Here is a 17,557-nt window from a genome sequence, read left to right on the forward strand (position 1 = left end):
CTTCCTCAGTGCCACAGCCACAGCGATCTTCCCTCCTTCCGGCCACTTCGGTGCCGGAGAACGACTGCCTGTCGGCATTGCGCTTGGCCACGAAGCAATTGCATGAACAGCTGGATGCCCGCCTGCCTCTGGGCAAAGCCGAGGCCAGCCTGGAAGATTACCGCCAGCACACCCTGGCCTTGAGCGCCTGGCTCACCGCCCTTCAACCGCACCTCGCTGCGCTGGAGCCGATGGCGCCTGGCTTTGGCTTCGCAGCCCCTGCCCGCCTGCAAACCCTGCATACGGACTGGCTCGACACCCATGCGGGACCCGCGCCGGACGACGCCGACTTCGGCAGCGCGAGCGGCTGCACGCAGCGAATGGCCGCCCACGCATTTTCCGCAGCCGGAGCGCCAGGCCATGGGGCCGTCTGCTGGGGCCTGGCCTATGTGGTCGAAGGCTCGCAACTGGGCGGGCAGTTCCTTTACCGGCGGCTGGCCCCCCGGCTCGCGCCGCACCCCCTGCGCTACCTGCAGGGCACAGGTGCCGACACGCATCTGCGCTGGAAAGCGTTCACCCGGCTGCTCAACACCAACGTACAAAGCAGTTTCGATATTCAGGCGGCCTGCGCCGGTGCGCGTGCCGGCTTCGACAGCCTGCAGCAACAGCTACAGGGCCAAGGGGTACTTGCATGAGCCAATCGTCCGCACCGGACGCCATCACCACGCTGGACAACTGTGACCGCGAGCCCATTCACATACCGGGCAGCATCCAGAACCACGGCACGCTGATCGCAGTGGACCGCGAAGGCGTGGTCCGCTATGTGGGCGCCAATGTGCAGGCCCTTCTGCACTGCGCCGTGAAGGTGGGCGAACGGTTGTCTGAAAGCCAGGGCGAGGCGTGCCCGGCAATTGCCGCACTTCTGCACGACGGCGTGCTGGCCCTGCGGGGCGAGCGGGACGTTCCCATGCCCGGCGAGCTGCAGGTGGCGGAACGCCAGTTCGACGTGGTCCTGCATGTGGGCAGCGCGATGCTGCTGGCCGAATTCGAATTGCGCCACCAAACCCACGGCGAGCTGGCCGGCTTTGCCATCCAGGCGCACCGCGCCATGGAAAAGCTCCGCCGGCCCCGGGCCATCGACGAATTGCTGCAGTTGGCCACCGAAGAGCTGCGTGCCCTGACCGGATTCGACCGGGTGATGGCCTATCGCTTTCGCCACGACAACAGCGGAGAGGTGGCCGCCGAATCGCGGATCGATGCGCTCGACCCATACCTGGGCCGCCGCTATCCCGCCAGCGACATTCCCGCGCAGGCACGCCGGCTGTACGTGGCCAACACCCTGCGGCTGATCGCCGACGTGCGCTCTCCCGCGGTTGCGCTGCTGCAGGAAGCGGGGGCGCCCCCGCTGGACTTGAGCGGCAGCATCCTGCGCAGCGTGTCGCCCATCCACATCGAATACCTGTCCAACATGGGCGTGGGTGCGTCGATGAGCGTGTCCATCGTCATCAACGAACAGCTTTGGGGGCTGATCGCCTGCCACCACATGGGGCCGCGCCAAGTACCCTACAGCGTGCGCATGGCCTGCGACGTGATCGCCCAGGTGCTTTCGGCCAACATCCAAAGCACCCTGGCGCGATCCCAGGCGGACCGACTGCAGCAACTGGCGGCGGCACGTACCCACCTCATCGAGGCGCTGCTCCACGCGGACGAAGAATTCACCGCCCTGATCCAGCATGCCCCCGAGATGGCCGCCATCTTTCAGGCCGATGCCGCGCTGGTGGCCCATGGCGCCAAACTGGCCGTGTTCGGGGGGTTGTCCGAGCCGGCAGGCAACGCCATCGTGCAATGGCTGGCCGCCGAACCACCCGCTCAGACACGGCAACGCCTGCTTCAGACCCAATCGCTGCCGCTGCTGGCGCCCGGCCTGGCCGCCGTGGCATCGCCCTGGTGCGGCTTGCTGGGCATTCCCTTCGACCGGGACCGCAACGGCTGGCTGATCTTCCTGCGCAAGGAGCAGATCGAGACCATCCACTGGGGCGGCAAGCCGGACAAGGACATCCGCCCAGGCCCCCTGGGCCCAAGGCTCACGCCGCGCGGCTCGTTCGATCTGTGGAAGGAAACGGTCCGCTCTACCGCCGAACACTGGAGCGCTCTGGAACTGAACGCGGCCGGGCAACTGATGGACGAGATCGTGCGCGTGCAAAACGCGCGCACCGCCGAGATGAACCGCACCCGCAACCAGCTCATGGCCGTGCTGGGCCATGACCTGCGCGACCCGCTGCACTCCATCAGCATGGCCGCGCGCGTGCTCGAGCGTGGCGGTACCGATGGCGGGCGGGCCGGAAAGATCGGCCAGCGCATCCAGTCGTCCAGCAGCCGCATGCAGCGGCTCGTCAGCCAGGTGATGGACATGTCGCGCCTGCAAAGCGGGCTGGGCCTGGACCTGCAGCGCACGGATGTGGACCTGGTCGCCTTGCTGAACGACCTCATCGACGAGGCACGCACCGCGCATCCCGGCACCGAGATCGTCGGTACCCTGCCTGCCGTCCTGAGCGCACAGGTCGATGCCGACCGAATTGCCCAGGTGGTCGTCAACCTGATCGGCAATGCGCGGCACCATGGCCAGACCGGGCACCCCATCGAGCTGCAAGCCATCAGCACAGGCGAATGGCACGAGATCGCCGTGCGCAATGTCGCCTCGCCCATCGCGAACGACATCGTCCGCAACCTGTTCAGCCCGTTCAAGGCGTCGTCGGCCGGCAACGCGCGCAACCGGTCGGGGATGGGGCTGGGGCTGTACATCGCCAACCAGATCGTTCAGGGGCATGGCGGGAGCATCGGATACGACTACCGCTCCCCCCATGTCGTCTTTCTGGTCCGTTTGCCCGTGCACAGGCCGGGCACAATAGGGGCTTGAAGAAGATGGCTATTGAGATCGATCGTTCAATGGCCTGCATCAACCCCGTACCGTCAGCGAAGCCCCCGCATGCCAGCAGACATTCTCATCATTGACGACAACCGCGATGCCGCCGAACTGCTCAGCGACCTGCTTGACCTGCAGGGCTACACGGTGCGCATCGCCCACAGTGGCAGCGAAGCGCTGCAGCGCATGGCACAACGGCCGGCATCGCTGTTTCTGGTGGACCAGCAATTGCCCGACATGCTGGGCACGCAACTCGTTCCTCAACTGCGCGCTGCTGCCGCAGGCCGGCCCTGCATCGCGATCGCCATCACCGGACTGGGTGTCGCGGACCGAGCGCAGTTGACCGGGTTCGACCACGTGCTGGCAAAACCGCTGGCCTTCGATGCGTTCGACGCCCTGATCGCCGCCTGCGTGGCCCAACTGACCCCACCGGGCGACCCGAGCGCTGACTGATAGCTGACGACCACCGCCCACCGGCGCGCGGCACGGCCCCATTGCGCACCCAACTGCCCACCAGCTGGGATATGCGTGGCGATAATGCGTCGCTTCATGGCGAGTGCACTGGACTGCTGGATTTTGTATGCGGCTCTTGGGCCACCACCCGTCGCCAAGGCACTTTGCTTTTACCCGAACCACGGCGGCCCTGGCCCACGAAGCCTGCGCTGCTCACGAGTGTCAGAGCAATCCATTCAGGTGTCTTGCGCCGGACTGGCAGGCATTGCGAGGACTCTTACACTCGACCGCCCGGAAACGCTCCATGCACGAATCTCCCATCGACCCTTCTGCCGTCCAGCACTTGCTCGGCTATTCACTGGCCCAGGCACGCGTTGCGGCAAACCGCGCTTTCTTGCAGGCGATCGGCGAGCCCATGCAATTGCGCACGGTCGAATTTTCCTTGTTGATGCTGCTCATGCCGGGGGATGGCCTGTCTCAGAGGCAACTGGCGCAGGCACTCAACCTGAGTGCGCCCAATCTCACCTTGGTGGTGAGCCGGCTGCAAAGCAGAGGGTTGCTGGTGCGCGAGCGCAACCCGACCGACCGACGGGCACAGGCCATCCGCCTGACGACCGAAGGCTTGGCCATCGCGCAGCGGGCGCACGCCACGTCGCTGGAGATGGAGGCGGGTTTGCGCCAACACTACTCGCCGGCCGAATGGGCGCTGCTACTGGAACTGCTGGAACGCGTCAGCCCCGGCGCTTTGGCTGCCAACGAGGAGCAGGCGCGCGCCGCGCAGCGCCAGGTAGTTCGGGGTCAAATCGACCCTCAGCGCAATAACATCCACGGCATATAGCTATCAATTTAATAGCGATCGTCAAAAAAACCGCCAGCAACCCCTGAAGGCAGCCATGCGATTGGCTGGCACCCTTCGGGATCGGCACGCCCAGCTTGAGCTAAACGCGCGGGCCAGATCGGGTTGGGCGCGGGTTCTACGCCTTTGCCGTGGCCTCGGAACCGTGTAGGCACCTACCTACAAAGGCAGGTAGGAACTTCCTGCAACTTCGTGTTGCAACGCAACAGAAGATGCCTCCAGGACCACCTGCATGCACCCCAACTCCCTCCATGACCCGGCCTTCGAAGCCTTCTGCCTTACGGGCAAGGCTTCGAGCCGGGATCAGTCGCGCGCGAAAAGGGATGCAAGAGGAGGATGGCCCGGATCGATCCACATGGCGCAGACGCTGGCAGCTACCCAACTGCCGAACGTCCCCGCGTTCCGATGTCGTTCGCCGCAGCCCAACCTGATTGTCTCCACCTCGCCCAACCACGTCTGACCCATCCGGGAGTTTCCACATGTCACGCACCAAGAATGTCCTCGCCATCGTCATGGCCGGCGGTGAAGGCTCCCGCCTTCACCCTCTAACCGCCGAGCGCTGCAAGCCCGCAGTGCCGTTCAACGGCAAGCACCGCATCGTGGACTTCGTTCTGTCCAATCTGGTGAATTCGGAAATCTTTTCCATCTACCTGCTGGTGCAATACAAATCGCAGTCACTCATCGAGCATGTCCGCCAGTCGTGGACCATGGCCCGCTTCATTCCAGAGCATTTCGTGACGGTGGTGCCGCCCCAGATGCGCAACGGCCCCGAATGGTTTCAGGGCACGGCTGATTCGGTTTACCAGAACATCCACCTGATCGAGAGCTTTCGGCCCGACATCGTCGCGGTGTTCGGGGCAGATCACATCTACCGCATGGATGTGCGCCAGATGATCGACTTCCACGTGGCCAACAACGCCGATGTCAGCGTGGCCACCTTGCCCGTGAAGCTTTCGCAATGCGACCAGTTCGGCATCGTGGAAACCGACGACAGCCACCGCATCACGCAGTTCGTCGAAAAGCCGCAATCCACGCGCCCCATGCCCGGCAGTTCGACCCACGCGCTGGCATCGATGGGCAACTACCTTTTCAATGCGGATGTGCTGCTCGACGCGCTCAAGAAGGCGCACGAGACCGGCCACAGCGATTTCGGCAAGCACATTCTGCCGACCATGCTGGAGTCGCATCGCCTGATGGCCTATGACTTCGACACCAACACCATCCCCGGGACCGAGCCTTACGAAGAGCATGGCTACTGGCGCGATGTCGGCACCATCGATTCGTACTTCGATGCCCATTTCGACACGCTCGGCGCGACACCCCGCTTTCGCATGACCAATCGCCAATGGCCGATCTATGCCAGCCCCGACCAGGCGGAATCCGCCCAGATCGAAAACGGCGTGATCCACCGCTCGGTGGTGGGCTCGGGCAGCATTGTGGATGGCGCATCGCTCGACCACGCCATGCTTCGCCGCTCGGTCGTCGTTGAGCGCGACGCACGCCTGGAGCATTGCATCGTGATGGAGCGCACCCGGATTGGCCGCGGCGCCCAGATCCGGCGCGCCATCATCGATCAGGACAACGACGTACCCGCCCACGAGCGCATCGGCTTCAACCTGGAAGAAGACCGCAAGCGTTTTCACGTCACCGAAAGCGGCATCGTCGTGGTTCCCCGCAAATTCTTCACAGCGCAAAAAGATACAGGCAGCAGCACCCCCAGCATCGGCCGTGCCCGGCCACCCGTTCCCATGGCAACCGATAGCGACCGCAAGGTAGCCGCATGAAACCAGACGTGATGAATACGCCTTCCGCTCCCGTTGCATCGCGCCACAGAAAAGTCCGTTACACCGTCGAACCTGGCCGTTATTGGCCCCAGGGCGCTACCGCGAGCCGGCATGGCGTGAACTTTGCCGTCTATGCGCCATCGGCTGAAAAAGTGGAGGTTTGCCTGTTCTCCGAAGACGACCAGGAGACAGCGCGCATTGCGTTGCCCTGCCTAACCCGGGATACCTGGCACGGATTGGTGAAAGGTTTGAAGGTCGGGCAAAAATACGGACTGCGCGTGCATGGACCCTATGAACCTGGCAACGGGCACCGATTCAACGCGGCCAAGCTGTTGCTTGATCCGTACGCACTGGCTCTCGACCGGCCCGTGCTCGGCCATGCGGAACAGTTTGGCTATGAACTGGACCAGGACGAAGAAGACCTGAAACCCAGCAGCATGGACAACGGCGCGGTGGCGCCCAAGTGCCGGGTCGTGAAATCGCGCTTCGACTGGGGCGATGACGCCTCGCCCCGCGTGCCGGCCAAGGACACCGTTTTCTACGAGGTGCATGTGAAGGGCTTCACCCAGACCATGCCCGGGGTTCCCGAGCCCCTGCGGGGCACCTATGCCGGGCTCGCAAGCGATGCAGCCATTGCCCATCTTCGCGACCTGGGTGTCACCAGCGTTGAACTGCTGCCGGTCCAGGCCTTTCTGGACGACAAACGGCTGGTGGACAACGATCTCACCAACTACTGGGGCTACAACACCGTCGCTTTCTTTGCGCCCGAACCGCGTTACAGCGCATCCAAGACCGACGGCGGAGTGGACGAATTCAAGGCCATGGTGAAGGCGCTGCACGCCGCCGGCCTGGAAGTGATTCTGGACGTGGTCTACAACCACACCGGGGAGGGCAACCACCTCGGCCCTACCATCAGCTTCAAAGGGATCGACAACGCCGCGTATTACCGCCTGTCTCCAGAAGATGCAAGGTATTACGTGGACTACACCGGCACCGGCAACACCGTGGACACGAGCAGCCCGGCCGCGCTGCGGCTGGTGCTCGACAGCCTGCGCTACTGGGTGACGGAAATGCACGTGGATGGTTTCCGCTTCGACCTGGCCTGCGCGATGGGCCGCGATCCCTCGGGGGCTTTCACGCACCGTGCCGCTTTTTTCGCGGCCGTGGCGCAAGACCCCGTGCTTTCGAAAACCAAGCTCATCGCCGAGCCATGGGACCTGGGACCAGACGGTTACCAGGTGGGCGGATTTCCGGTGGGATGGATGGAATGGAACGGCCGCTACCGCGACGCGGTGCGCGATTACTGGCGCAATGCCGACAGCAGCCTGCCCTCGTTCGCCGCCTGCCTGTGCGGCAGCGCAGACATGCTGGCGCCCCGCAAGCGCCCGCCAGTGGACAGCGTGAACATCGTCACGGTGCATGATGGCTTCAGCTTGGCTGACCTGGTGAGCTACAACGAAAAGCACAACGACGCCAACAAGGAAGACAACCGTGACGGGGAAAACCACAACCGCAGTTGGAATTGCGGTGCCGAGGGCCCGTCGGACGATCCTGAGATACAAGCCCTGCGTGCGCGCCAGATGCGCAACTTCATTGCCACGCTGTTTGTCTCGCACGGCACGCCTTTGCTGCTGGGCGGCGACGAAATAGCACGCACCCAGCACGGTAACAACAACGGCTATTGCCAGGACAGCGCTTTGTCCTGGTATGACTGGAACCAGGCCACGGGCGAGGCAGAACTGATGGGCTTCACCAAGGCTCTGCTGGCGCTACGGCACTCGTTGCCCGTGTTGCGGCCTGCGGTGCATCCTGCAGGCACCACCGGGCATCCTGCGTGCGTGGCACTCAATTGGCACAGCGTCTGGGGCCTGTCGATGACGCCGGAGGAATGGGAAGACCCTCAGGTGCGCTGCGTGGCCGCGTTGATGGAGGGCCATGGCGATAGCGAATCGGTCATGTTGCTGTTCAATGCAACACCCGACGATGCGGTTTTCACCTTGCCTCAGGACGAGCGCGGTCGCATGTGGACGGTACGGGTGGACACTCGCACCGCAGCCGTGCCACCCGCAGACGCGACGGATATCCCTGCGGGCGGGCAGTGGACGCTTCAGCCCCATTCCATGGCCGTTTTGACGACACCTTCGCGTACCGATCAGCCATGAAGTACCGGCACGATATGCCGTTTGGCGCCCGGCTCACTGCCGATGGCGGTGCCGGATTCAGCCTGTGGGCGCCGAACGCACGTGAAGTGGTCTTGCACCATGGCGCTTCGCCAGCCTCTGCCAGGGTGGCGCTTGCCGCGCAGCCACGACCGAATGGTTGGTGGCACGCAGAGTTGCGAAAGGCAACGGCCGATACCCGATACCAATGGCAGGTGGACGGCGGCCCGCTGATTCCCGACCCGGCATCGCGCAGCAACCCCGAGGGCCCTCACGGCGCCAGCGTGGTGACCGATGCCAAAGGTTTCGACTGGCAGGTGGACTGGCAAGGGCGCCCGTGGAACGAAGTGGTTCTGTATGAACTGCATGTCGGCACGTTCACATCCGACGGCACCCTGCGAGCGGCCTTGCAGCAGTTGCCACGCCTGAAGGATTTGGGCATCACCGCCGTGGAGCTGATGCCCCTTGCATGCTTTGGCGGCCGGTTCGGCTGGGGGTATGACGGCGTCCTGCCCTTCGCTCCGCACCCCGCCTATGGCACTCCGGACGACCTCAAGCGATTCATCGACGGGGCCCATGCGCTGGGGCTGATGGTGCTGCTGGACGTGGTCTACAACCACTTCGGGCCGGATGGAAATTACCTCGGCCTTTACGCACCACAGTTCTTTTCAGAAAAACACACCAGTCCTTGGGGAGCGGCCATCAACTTCGACGGTGCCCAGAGCGAAGCGGTGCGCGAATTCTTCATCCACAACGCGATGTATTGGATAGAGGAATTCCGGTTCGACGGTCTTCGTCTGGACGCAGTGCACGCCATCATCGACGACAACGAGCCCAGCTTTCTGGCAGAGCTGTCGCAACGCGTGAGAACCGCCTGCACGGGCCGGCATGTGCACCTCGTTTTGGAAAACGAGAAGAACCAACCGGAACACCTCGCCTGCAGCCCGCAGCCGGCGCGCTATGACGCGCAATGGAACGACGATTTCCACCATGCGCTGCACGTGCTGCTGACCGGCGAAACGCAAGGCTACTATGCCGATTACGGTGCCAACCCGGTGGCGCTGCTGGCCCGGTCGCTGACAAATGGTTATATCTTTGCCCACAGCGAGCGCGACGCGCAAGCACGCAGGCTCGAAGTGATTGCCGCAGCGCCGCAGCCGCTATCGACCATGGTCCAGTTCTTCGGCAACCACGATCAGGTCGGCAACCGAGCGTTCGGGGAAAGACTCGCGCAGCTGGTGCCGGCGCCCGCCGCAGAACTGGCCATGCTGTTGACTTTGCTAGCGCCCGCGACCCCGCTGATTTTCATGGGCGATGAGTTCGGCGCCCACACGCCATTCCTTTACTTCGCTGACTGGGAGGGAGAGTTGCGCGAGGCAGTCCGCCAGGGGCGGTTGCGCGAATTCAGCCACGAAGTCCCGGCAGGCGGCACCCTCCCCGATCCTTGCGATGAAGCCACCTTTGCGCACAGCCGTCTCGACTGGCAACAGGCCGACAGTCCGCAAGGCCAGGCACGGCAAGCGCTGCTGCGCGAGGCGCTTGCAGCGCGCAGGCAATGGGTGACTCCACGCCAGCATCGGCTATTGCGAGAGGGCCATGTGGCCAGGGTAATCGGGGCGCGCGGCCTTCAGGTGCGTTGGCAGTACGAAGACGGTGCGCAATGGCAGATGGATATGAATCTGAGCGAAATGCCTGTCGAAGCGCCAGCGCCTGATGGCCCGCTGGGAGTCCCGCGGTTTTCGCACCGCTGGAGCAACGACACCATTGATTGGGCACCGTGGTCCGCCCGCTGGTGTTTTCTGGAGCCCAAAGCATGACGGACCCTACTCTTGACCAAGCATTGCGCCATCGCGCCGACTTGGCCGGCATTGCACTGAACTACACCAGCTTCTGGGGCGAGCACCGAGACGTGACAGCCGCCGTCATCGAGCGGGCACTGGCAGCCATGGGCAACCATGCGGACACCACCGCCGTGCCCTCCACCGTGCTGGTGTCGCACGGCAGCGCAGCCAGCGTGCCGCTCGACGACACCGGCCCCTGGAGCCTTTTCAGCGCCGAGACGGATGAGCGCTTGCTTGTGTGCGAAGGCCAGGGTGCCATCGCACACCTTCCGGATTCGCTGGCGATGGGGTACTACGCGCTCAGTGCACCCGGGGCGTCGGCCGAGCGGCTGGTCATCGTGGCACCGGAACATTGCTGGTCTCCGGAACCCCTGCGCCAAGGCGAGCGCTGGTGGGGCTTGAGCGCCCAGTTGTACGCCCTGCGATCGGAGCGCAATTGGGGCATTGGTGATTTCACCGACCTGGCGGACCTCGTGTCCATTGCTGCAGGACAAGGGGCAGCCTTTGTCGGGCTGAGTCCTTTACACGCCCTGCGCGCAGACCAACCGGAGGCTGCAAGCCCTTACAGCCCCTCGAGCCGGCTGGCGTTGAACACGCTTTTCATCGACGTGGCGGCCGTGCCTGAATTCATGCGCAGTCCGGCTGCTCAGGCTCTTTTCTCGGATGCCGCTTTTCAGCAGCATCTGGGCGTGTTGCGGGCCTCGGGCGAGGTGCGCTATGCCGAAGTGGCAGCGGCCAAGCAGGAAATGCTGTCGCTGCTGTGGGATGAGTTCGTACGCAGCGAGTCGAACGCCGCGTCGCCGCGTGCAAAGGCATTCCAAGAGTTCATGCAAAGCCATGCCGACATCCTCGGGCAGCATGCGCTGTATGAGGCCATCCAATACCATTTGAACGCCATCGACCGCGGCGTCTGGGGATGGCCTGCATGGCCCGAAGCGATGCGCGATCCGCAGGGTGCCGAAGTGAAGGCATTCGCGCAGGAGCATGTGGATCAGGTGCGGTACCGCTTCTGGCTGCAATGGCTGGCACATGAACAGCTGGAACGGGTCAGCCAGCGGGCTCGCGCGATGATGCCCCTGGGCCTGTATTGCGACTTGGCGGTCGGAGCGAACGACGCGGGGTCGGAGACCTGGACCCACCAAGGCCTGTACGCGCGTGGCATGAACGTGGGCGCCCCGCCGGATCCACTCAACCACCAGGGCCAGGATTGGGGACTCCCCCCGATGAATCCCTGTGCCTTGGCAGCTGCGCATTTCAGTCCCATGCGCCGTTTGCTGAGCAGCGTGATGCGCCCGGCCGGCGCGCTGCGAATGGACCATGTCATGGCGCTCATGCGCCTGTTCTGGACCAGCCCGGATGGTGGTGCCTATGTTTATTACCCCCTGGACGCATTGATGGCCATCATGGCCATCGAAAGCCATCGCCACCAGTGCCTGGTCATTGGTGAAGACCTGGGCAACGTGGCGCCGCAGATGCGTGAAGCCATGGCGCAGAAGACGCTGCTCTCGTATCGTCCATTGATTTTCGAACGCACCGATGGCGGCGCGTTCCGTTCGCCGGCCCAGTGGCCCCACCAGGCCCTGGCGGTGGTCAGCACGCATGACCTGCCCACGCTGCGCGGGTTCTGGGCGGCCGAGGACATCGAGGTGCAGTCGCGTTTGGGCTGGCTCTCTGCCCCGGATGCGCATGCGCGCGCATTGATGGACCGCGCCCAGGACCGCGTGAGGTTGCTCATCGCACTCAGTGAAGAAGGGCTTCTTCCCCCCGGCGCCACGGCAGATCCGCAGTCGGTGCCGGAAGCCAATGCGAACTTCGTGGCCGCAGTGCACCGTTATCTCGCCCGCACTCCGTGCTGGCTGGCGGCCGTCCAACTGGAAGACGTGACAGGCCAGCTCGAGCAGGTCAATGTGCCAGGCTCCACCGAGGCCATGCAACCCAACTGGCGCCGCCGCCTCAGTGTGCCGCTGGAAAAATTGGCCACCCATCCCTGCTTTTCGGAGATCGCGGCGGCCATGCGTGCCGAACGCGGTGGCGCCGCCCTGCCCTTCAGCGAAGCGCTGCCACCACTGGACACCGCCGACATTCCCTTGGCGACCTACCGGGTCCAGTTCCACGAGGGCAACACCTTCGAGCAGGTCACTCGGGCCGTGCCCTACCTTCATGCATTGGGTATCAGCCACCTCTACAGTTCGCCCTACCTGAAGGCGGCGCCTGGAAGCACGCACGGCTACAACGTGGTGGACCCAACCCGGCTGAATCCCGAAGTGGGGTCGGAGGCCACCCACACCGCTTTGTGCGAAGCGCTGCAGGCGCACGGGCTCAGCCAAATCCTCGACATCGTGCCCAACCACATGGGGGTGCTGGATTCCAACAACCCATGGTGGCAGGACGTGCTCGAACACGGACGGGCATCGGCTTATGCCGGCACCTTCGATATCGAATGGGAGCCCACCGCGCCAGAGATGCATGGCCGCGTGTTGCTGCCCATGCTGGGCGGCCATTACGGCCGGGTTCTCGAGTCCGGCGAACTCCAGGTGGCGTTCAACTTGGACGGCGGCCGGTTCAGTGTGCGCTACTGGGACCACGAACTTCCCATCGACCCACAGCATTACGCACGCATCTTTTCAGCCGTGCCGGCCCCAGTAGCGGGTGGCGAAAGCCATGGCGATAGCCTGGCACAAATGCAGTCGCTGGTGGATGCGTTCGGCAACCTGCCTTCCCGCAACACCGGTGACGAGAACGAACGGGCCATGCGCCAAAGAGACGCGCCGCTGCATCAGCGCCGGCTTGCCGAACTGGCGGTCGAGCATGCCTGGGTGCGCCAATGGATCGAAGCGCTGCTGACACAGTGGAACGGCCACAAGGACACCCCGGAAAGTTTCGATGCGCTGGACCAATTGCTGCGCGATCAAGCCTATCGGCTGGCAGACTGGCGCGTGGCGGGCGACGACATCAACTACCGCAGATTTTTCGACGTCAACTCGCTGGCCGCCGTTCGGATGGAAGACCCCGCCGTGTTTGAGGCAACGCATGCCTGCATTTTCCGCTGGCTGGCAGAGGGCAAAATCTCCGGTCTGCGCATTGACCATCCTGACGGTCTTGCAGACCCTGCACAATACTTCGACCGGCTGCAGAGGCGCTATGCGTCGCTGGCGCGCGCCGCGGGCCGGGAGCCCCGTGCGCTTTATCTCATCGTGGAAAAGATCCTCGCAGACCATGAGCCGATACCGCAGGATTGGCCGGTGCACGGAGCCACCGGCTACCGATTCAGCAGCTTGGTCAATGGCCTCTTCGTGGAGCCGGCATCCCAAGCCGCCTTCGACGATGCGTACTCTGCCTTCACGGGCGATCGGAAAGAGTTCGAAGAGGCGGTGCACGAATGCAAGAAGCACATCATCGAAACCTCGCTGTTCAGCGACCTGGGATGGTTGGCCGACACGCTGTACCGCATCAGCCGTACCGATCGCAAAACCTGCGATTTCACGCGCAACCAACTGTGCATCGCGCTGACGGAAGTGGCCGCGGTCTTTCCCGTCTATCGCACCTACGTGGCACCTGACGGCACCGGGTTGTCCGATACGGACCGGCAACACATCGAATGGGCGATTGCGGCAGCGCGTCGCCGCATGGGCACTGCTGAGGGCGGTGTGCTCGCGTATCTTCAGGGTGTTTTCGTCGGCACCGAAGCCCAGCACATGCCCGCGCTGCGCGGCGCTTTCCTGCGCCGCTGGCAGCAGTTCACTGCGCCGGTAATGGCCAAGTCCGTCGAAGACACGGCGTTCTACCGCTACGTGCGTCTGGTGTCGCTCAACGATGTGGGCTCGGAGCCGCGCCGCTTCGGACTTTCTGGCGCCGCATTCCATCAAGCCAACCTGCAACGCTCGCGGCGGCTACCGCATGGCCTGCTGGCCACCTCCACCCATGACAGCAAGCGGTCGGAAGATTTGCGCGCCCGTCTGAATGTGCTGTCCGAGATACCGGCCTTGTGGGAAGACACCGCCATTCAGCTGCGTGAACTCGGGACGCGGTTCACGACGGAAATCGATGGCGCCGCGGTGCCCAGTCCCCATGACCTTTGGGCGCTATATCAGGCACTGGTCGGAATCTGGCCGGCCGATGGGGCCGATGCGGATGAGCGCATCAGTTTGCGCGACCGCGCCAAGCAATACATGGTGAAAGCCATGCGCGAGGCCAAGCAGGCGACCAATTGGCTCTTTCCCAACGAGGCTTACGAAGGGGCTGTCGACCGCTACATCGACGGGGCCCTGTCTACCGAGCGCTTCGTGCGCGAACTGGAGAAATTCGTCCAGTCCATTGCGCCCTACGGCTTTCGCAATAGCTTGTGCCAACTCGCTCTGAAACTGACCGTTCCCGGCGTGCCCGACATCTATCAAGGATGCGAACAATGGAACTTCAGCTTGGTGGACCCGGACAACCGCAGGCCGGTCGATTTCACGGAACTGGAGCGCACCTTGGAAACCGTGCGCTCGCACTACGCGGGCGGATATCCCACCGCGCAGGCTTGGCAGGAGATGCTGGGCGCATCGCCCGCACCGCAAGTCAAACAGTTGGTGACATGGCGTCTGCTGCAGTTGCGGCAGAAAATGCCGGAATTGTTCCTGAACGCCACCTACCTGCCCTTGGCCCTTGAAGGACCCAGCGCTGAGCACGCGGTCGCCTTTGCACGCATCAGGGATGGCAAAGCCATCGTGGTGGTCTGCTCGCGGTTGTTGTACGGGTTGACTGCGATGGGTTGGCGCGGCACGCGCGTCGCTTTTGGCACGGCACACCCGGCTCTCGACAAAATTCCGAGCTGGAAGAACTGGATGACGGGAGCCACTTTGGTGGCGGACCAAGGTGAAGGCATCGATATTGAAATGCTGATGGGCGAAATGCAGCAGGAGGCAGGCAACCTGCCGTTCGTGGTACTGGTGCCCGAGGACGTCGAATGAAAGTCTTGTTCGTCACGCCTGAATGCGCGCCGATGGTAAAAACCGGTGGCCTGGGCGATGTCAGTGCGGCGCTTCCACGTGCGCTGGCTGCCCTGGGACACGATGTCGCCTTGCTCATGCCGGCCTACGGCGACATGGTCATTTCCGGCCAGATCGTGGGTTTGTTTGCCGTTGCACCGCACGGCGCCTGGCCTGCAGCGCAGTTGCTGAAACTGCGCCAGGAAGATGGCTTCATCCTTTATCTCCTTTCGTGTCCCCAGCTCTATGCGCGCGCTGGTACGCCTTACGGTGCCTCCAACGGCCAGGACCATGATGACAACGCGCTGCGTTTCGGCCTGCTGAGCCGCGTGGCCGCGATGATGGGGACACAGGCAACGCCTTGCGGATGGCAAGCCGATATCGTGCATGCCAACGATTGGCCCACAGGCCTGGCACCGTTCTATCTGGCCCAAGCGCGCTCCGCCGCAGGGGCGGCGCCGGTGGCCCGTAGCCTCATCACCGTGCACAACCTCGCGTTTCAGGGCATCTTTCCGATGCACGCCTGTGATGTGCTGGATATTCCAACCGAGGACCGCGGGATGGAAGGCGTAGAGTTCTGGGGCGGGATATCGATGCTCAAGGCCGGCCTGAACTTTGCCGATGCCATCACCACCGTCAGTCCAACCTACGCGCGCGAAATCCAGGGCGCTGAACTGGGGTTCGGTTTGGATGGGGTCTTGCGGGGGCGTGCCAGTGTGCTGCGCGGCATACTCAACGGGATCGATACGGTCGTCTGGAACCCGGCGGACGATCCGCTGATCGCTGCGCCCTACAGCGTGGACAGCCCATCCGGCAAAGCGCTGAATAAAACCGCTTTGCGCCAGCGCTGTGGCTTGGATGCTGCGGAAAACCGCATGCTGTTCGGTTTGGTGGGGCGGCTTACCCATCAGAAAGGCGTTGATCTGGTAGCGCAAGGAGCCGAGCGTTTGGTAGAGCAAGGTGCACAACTCGTCGTTTTAGGCAATGGCGATGCCGCCATGCAAGCCCGTTTCACCGATTTGTCAGCACGCTACCCAGAGCACATCAGCGTGACGCTGGGGTTTGACGAATCGCTGGCCCATCAGATCGAAGCCGGCGCAGACTGCTTCCTCATGCCTTCACGATTCGAGCCCTGTGGTTTGAACCAGATGTACAGCCAGATCTACGGAACCCCGCCAATCGTCACGCACACCGGCGGCCTTGCAGACTCTGTGGTGGATGCGGACTCGCCTCAGCCAGGAGGCACGGGTTTCGTGATGCAGGCCCCTACGCAAGAAATGTTTGATCATGCGGTACAGCGGGCATTGGCGGCATGGAAATCCCCCGTGGCCTGGGAGTCGCTTCAACGCGCCGGCATGCGGCAAACGTTCGGATGGGACGCATCCGCCATGGCCTATTCGGACCTCTATGGGGAGTTACTGGCGAACTGAGCACACAGCTGGGTCGATTGTTCTGCGCTGTCCTACAAAGAGTGGAAGGAGCCGCGGAAATACTCGGTGAATGCTTGGCGAGAACGCTTCGCGTATCCGGTACCCGCACTTTTCTAGGAGATAGAAATGACCCGTAAATCCTGGCCCTTCCTGTCCACCTACCAAGAGCGCAGTCCCATCCAGCATGCATCCCCTCCATCCGAGGAGGCATCCAGAGTCTCCATCGGCCAAGGCGCAATCACGTTCGGCATCGACGGTATGCGCGTTGTTGCTTCGCCGCTGAGCGCGGCACAACTGCGTTGCTCTGACTTCACTGGTAGCGATTTTTCGCCTGCAGGTGCTTGACAGATCATCCGGCGCGATCAGCGCCGGATTGCAACCACCGATCGCCGTGTCTATCCGCGGCCCGCGAAGGGCATTTTCGTAGCCATCACCGTGTGGAACATGACGTTGGCTTCGAGTGGCAGGTTGGCCATGTAGAGAACGGATTGGCCCACGATGTTGACATCCATCAACGGCTCAGCAGCTATCTGGCCGTTGGCCTGAAGAACACCCTGTGCCATGCGTTGAGCAAGCTCCGTTCCTGCATTGCCCACGTCGATCTGACCCACCGCAATGTCGTGCTTGCGCCCGTCGAGCGATGCGGTCTTGGTGAGCCCTGAAACCGCATGCTTGGTGGCCGTGTAAGCAATCGAATGGGGCCGCGGCGCATGCGCCGAAATGGAACCGTTGTTGATGATGCGTCCGCCAGGAGGCTGTTGCGCCTTCATCACCCTAAAGGCCTGCTGCAGGCAATAGAACATGCCATTGAGGTTGGTGCCCACCACTTTGTGCCACTGGTCCAGCGGTAGCTCATCGATGGGTACAGCGGGGGCGCCAACACCGGCGTTGTTGAACAGCAGATCCACCCGCCCGAAAGCCTCGACCGCACGGTCGAACAAAGTCTGAACCGCCACAGGGTCCGCGACGTCCGTAGGAACGGCCAAAGCCCGTCCTATGGCCCCTGCTTCAGCAATGACGCTGTGCAGCAGGGGCTCCCGACGCCCGGCCAAGACCACACGCCATCCGTCTTTCAGCAGTGCCAACGCAGCAGCCTTGCCAATACCGGACCCGCCACCGGTCACGATGGCAACCTTAGATACATCACTCATCAACCATTCCT

Annotated in this window: 12 protein-coding genes; 11 read left to right on the top strand and 1 reads right to left on the bottom strand. The window is 63.3% G+C overall.

Annotated features, from left to right (window positions below):
* The first annotated feature begins 50 nt into the window (after positions 1-50).
* From M5C98_RS13850 to M5C98_RS13900, 11 genes are all read left to right on the top strand, one after another.
* The gene (locus tag M5C98_RS13850) at positions 51-674 is read left to right on the top strand and encodes a biliverdin-producing heme oxygenase (protein ID WP_272548014.1); all 624 of its coding nucleotides are present in this window, start codon (positions 51-53) and stop codon (positions 672-674) included.
* The gene (locus M5C98_RS13855) at positions 671-2,896 is read left to right on the top strand and encodes an ATP-binding protein (protein ID WP_272548015.1); all 2,226 of its coding nucleotides are present in this window, start codon (positions 671-673) and stop codon (positions 2,894-2,896) included. Before M5C98_RS13850 ends, M5C98_RS13855 begins: the two co-directional genes overlap by 4 nt.
* Positions 2,897-2,965: 69 nt before the next feature.
* Positions 2,966-3,355 (top strand): response regulator, encoded by a 390-nt coding sequence (locus tag M5C98_RS13860; RefSeq protein WP_272548016.1) that lies wholly within the window; start codon positions 2,966-2,968, stop codon positions 3,353-3,355.
* Positions 3,356-3,659: 304 nt separating this feature from the next.
* Positions 3,660-4,193 (top strand): MarR family winged helix-turn-helix transcriptional regulator, encoded by a 534-nt coding sequence (locus tag M5C98_RS13865; protein WP_272548017.1) that lies wholly within the window; start codon positions 3,660-3,662, stop codon positions 4,191-4,193.
* Positions 4,194-4,443: 250 nt separating this feature from the next.
* Positions 4,444-4,671: a hypothetical protein gene (locus M5C98_RS13870; protein ID WP_272548018.1), complete on the top strand. Its 228-nt coding sequence runs from the start codon at positions 4,444-4,446 to the stop codon at positions 4,669-4,671.
* Between the two features lie 19 nt (positions 4,672-4,690).
* On the top strand, positions 4,691-5,995 hold the full coding sequence (gene glgC / locus M5C98_RS13875) for a glucose-1-phosphate adenylyltransferase (RefSeq protein WP_272548019.1): 1,305 nt from the start codon (positions 4,691-4,693) through the stop codon (positions 5,993-5,995).
* Positions 5,996-6,006: 11 nt separating this feature from the next.
* On the top strand, positions 6,007-8,157 hold the full coding sequence (gene glgX / locus M5C98_RS13880; protein ID WP_272553280.1) for a glycogen debranching protein GlgX: 2,151 nt from the start codon (positions 6,007-6,009) through the stop codon (positions 8,155-8,157).
* A complete protein-coding gene (treZ, locus tag M5C98_RS13885) occupies positions 8,154-9,971 on the top strand; it encodes a malto-oligosyltrehalose trehalohydrolase (RefSeq protein WP_272548020.1) in 1,818 nt (605 codons plus the stop codon). The genes glgX and treZ overlap by 4 nt, the downstream gene beginning before the upstream one ends.
* Positions 9,932-14,947, top strand: a complete 5,016-nt coding sequence (locus tag M5C98_RS13890) for a malto-oligosyltrehalose synthase (RefSeq protein ID WP_272553282.1) — start codon at positions 9,932-9,934, stop codon at positions 14,945-14,947. The genes treZ and M5C98_RS13890 overlap by 40 nt, the downstream gene beginning before the upstream one ends.
* On the top strand, positions 14,944-16,395 hold the full coding sequence (gene glgA, locus M5C98_RS13895; RefSeq protein WP_336298473.1) for a glycogen synthase GlgA: 1,452 nt from the start codon (positions 14,944-14,946) through the stop codon (positions 16,393-16,395). Before M5C98_RS13890 ends, glgA begins: the two co-directional genes overlap by 4 nt.
* Positions 16,396-16,521: 126 nt before the next feature.
* Complete coding sequence (locus M5C98_RS13900) at positions 16,522-16,740, top strand: hypothetical protein (RefSeq protein WP_272548021.1); 219 nt, start codon at positions 16,522-16,524, stop codon at positions 16,738-16,740.
* 50 nt (positions 16,741-16,790) lie between these two features.
* Here M5C98_RS13900 and M5C98_RS13905 read toward each other — a convergent pair whose 3' ends face one another.
* Positions 16,791-17,546, bottom strand: coding sequence for an SDR family oxidoreductase (locus tag M5C98_RS13905; protein ID WP_272548022.1), 756 nt, complete (start codon positions 17,544-17,546; stop codon positions 16,791-16,793).
* Positions 17,547-17,557 lie beyond the last annotated feature (11 nt).

Source organism: Acidovorax sp. NCPPB 3576 (assembly GCF_028473605.1).
Classification (GTDB): Bacteria; Pseudomonadota; Gammaproteobacteria; order Burkholderiales; family Burkholderiaceae_C; genus Paracidovorax.